General features: G+C 71.7%; 2 protein-coding genes. Both read right to left on the bottom strand.

Translation table 11 applies throughout. From position 1 onward, the window contains the following. On the bottom strand, positions 1–986 hold a 986-nt coding region (locus tag HY68_RS45720), incomplete at its 3' end, for a sugar ABC transporter ATP-binding protein (protein WP_241778821.1). Further along, positions 983–2,386: an aldehyde dehydrogenase family protein gene (locus HY68_RS31685; protein WP_041998266.1), complete on the bottom strand. Its 1,404-nt coding sequence runs from the start codon at positions 2,384–2,386 to the stop codon at positions 983–985. The genes HY68_RS45720 and HY68_RS31685, both read right to left, overlap by 4 nt. Between the last annotated feature and the right edge of the window lie 482 nt (positions 2,387–2,868).

The raw sequence follows: 2,868 nt of genomic DNA, 5'->3' as shown, positions 1-2,868 counted from the left end.
CGGAAGCGGTCGGCGGCCCCGCCCGCCGTGCGGACGGTCCCGGCGCGCGCAGGCTCAGCGCCGAACACGCAGCGCGCCAGTTCGCTGCGGCCCGCGCCGACCAGGCCGAAGAGTCCGGTGATCTCACCGGCCCGCAGGGTGAAGGAGATGTCGGCGAACTCGCCGGTGCGGTGCAGACCGGCGACGGTGAGCAGGGGTTCGCCCGGCTCCGGCCGCCGGCCGGGGTAGAGCTGTCCGGGTCTGCGGCCCGCCATCAGCCGGATCAGTTCGTTCTCGTCGGTGTGCTCGGGTGTGGTCTCGGCGACCACCCGGCCGTCCTTGACGACCACGATGCGGGTGGCCAGCTCGGTGATCTCGGCGAGCCGGTGCGAGACGTAGACGATGAGCACGCCGCGCTGCTGGAGCCGCCGGACCAGCGCGAACAGCGCCTCAAGATCGCCGCCGGCGAGGACCGCCGACGGCTCGTCCAGGACGAGCACCTTCGGCTCGCCGCCCTCGGTGACCAGCGCCTTGGCGATCTCCACCATCTGCTGGCGGGCGACGGTGAGCGCGCCCGCCCTGGTACGCGGGTCGATGGCGCCGTAGCCGATGGACTCCAGCAGGTCGCGGGCGCCGGCATGGGCGGCGCGCCAGTCGACGAGGCCGCCGAAGCGGCGGGGGAAGTGCCCCATGAGCAGGTTCTCGGTGACGGACAGCTCGGGGACCAGGGTCAGTTCCTGGTGGACGGTGCGGATGCCGTGGCGGTGGGCGTCGTGCGGCGAGCGCAGCTCGACGCGCTCCCCGTCCAGCCATAACTCTCCGGCGCTCATCCGCTCGGCACCGGCGAGGATCTTGATGAGGGTGGACTTGCCGGCCCCGTTGGCGCCGACGACGGCCAGCACCTCACCGGCCTGTCCGGTCAGATCGACGCCGTGCAGCACCTCGGTCGCGCCGTACGCCTTGTGCACCCCCCGGACGCGCAGGGCGGTGCGGGTCGCCGTGCTCACCCGAGGGCCTCCATCACGACGATGGTCTTCTGCCGGGTGAACTCCAGCGCCGTGTCGTGCAGCCCCTCGGCCGAGCCGCCGGTGTCCTTGGGACCGCCGAACGGAAGGTTCTCGGCGCGCAGCGCGGTGGAGCCGTTGATGACGACCCCGCCGACGTCGAGCCGGTTGGCGAGGCTGAAGGCGCGCTTGATGTCACGGGTGAAGACGGCGGCCTGGAGTCCGTACGGCGACTCGTTGGCCATCCGTACGGCGTCGAGCGGGTCGGTGAACCGGGCGACGGGCGCCACCGGCCCGAAGATCTCCTCGGCGAGCGCCGGGCTGTCCTGCGGTACGTCGACCAGCACGGCGGGCGTGCTGAACGCGCCGTCCCTGGCGCCGCCCGCGACCTTGCGCGCGCCGTCCGAGACGAGCGCGGCGACCGCTGCCTCCACCCGTCCCGCCGCGTCCTCGCTGATCAGCGGGCCCACGTCGGTGCCGTCGGCGAGCTGGTCGCCGACGGTCAGTTTGGCGGCGCCCGCCAGCAGGGCGTCCACGAAGGCGTCGTGCACCCCGTCCTGCACGTAGACCCGTTTGACCGCGCAGCAGATCTGCCCGTTGCCACGGGCGAGCCTGCCGAGGACGACGGCCTCGGCGGCCGCCGCCACGTCGGCGTCGTCGCAGACGATCAGCGCGTCGTTGCCGCCCAGCTCCAGATGGACCTTCTTCAGGGTGTCGGCGGCGCGGCGGGCGATCTCGCGGCCGGCGCCGGTGCTGCCGGTGAGGCTGACGGCGGCGGCTCCCGGGCGGCCCGCCAGCTCCTGGGAGACATGCACACCGCCGGTGAGGAGCTGGTGTGCGCCGTCCGGCGCACCGGCCCGCTCCACCAGCTCGCCGATGCGCAGGAGCGCGAGCGGACAGCGTACGGGCGGGTGGACGAGTACGGCGTTGCCGGCGGCGAGCGCGGCCGCCGCCTTGTGGGCGTACAGCTCGACCGGGTAGTTGAAGGGCACCAGTGCGGCGACGGGGCCCAGTGGTTCCCTTACGGTGACGGCGAGATGGCGTTCCAGGCCGGGTACGGCGCCGAGCGGGATCTGCCGGCCGAACAGCCGGGTCGCCTCACCGGCGAACCCCCGGAAGATCCGGACGGCGGCCTTGACCTCCTCGGTCGTCTGGAAGAGTGGTTTTCCGTTCTCCGCCGCGAGCAGCCGGGCCAGCGATTCCTGTTCCGCTTCGATCAAGTCGGCTGTGCGCAGGAGGAGTTGGGATCGCTCCCAGGCGGGCAGCGCGGCCATGGCCCGGTGTCCTGCGGCGGCTGCCGCGAGAGCCGCTGTGATGCGGGCGTCGGTGAAGTCCTCTATCTCACCGAGGAGTTCACCGGTTCCTGAGTTACGCACGGGCAGCGTTGCGGTACGGCTCGACATGCGTGGCTCTCCTGTAGGGACCTCGGCAGGTGCGGTTCGTCTCACAGAATTCCTGCGATGCTGGCGCACCGTCAGCAATTCGTCAACACATCTAACAAAACCGGTAGAGGCCCCTCCGGGCCCTTTCCCTTCCCTGCGGGATGAACGCAGAGTGACCGGTTCCGGTACGCCGGAAGAGGGCCTGACGACGGTTGGCCACCGTCGGTGATCCCTGTGCAGTGACGTGTGTTCGCAGTTGTAACGACGTTCACGCGCAGGCCACGCCCGGTGTCAAGCATCAAAGGTGTGACCAGGGGGCCGTCCCCTGGCTCGCCAGCTGATGCGTTCGCACTCCGGGAGACCGCACCATGTCACGCATACGCTCCGCAGTCACCGCCCTCGACCGCCGGTCGTTTCTCGCCGCGACCGGTGCGGTCGGCGTCTCGGCCGGAATCGGACTGGCGCTCGGTGCCGGCGGCGGTTCCGACGCGGCGGCCGCCGCA

Origin of the sequence: Streptomyces sp. AcH 505 (assembly GCF_000818175.1) — a bacterium.
GTDB lineage: Bacteria > Actinomycetota > Actinomycetes > Streptomycetales > Streptomycetaceae > Streptomyces.
Note: the sequence above shows the minus strand (reverse complement) of the source record. Positions and strands in the feature narration are given on the sequence as shown.

Excerpts from the sequence above, each read along its gene's own strand:
- HY68_RS31685 (WP_041998266.1), bottom strand. The coding sequence starts at position 2,386 with ATGTCGAGCCGTACCGCAACGCTGCCCGTGCGTAACTCAGGAACCGGT.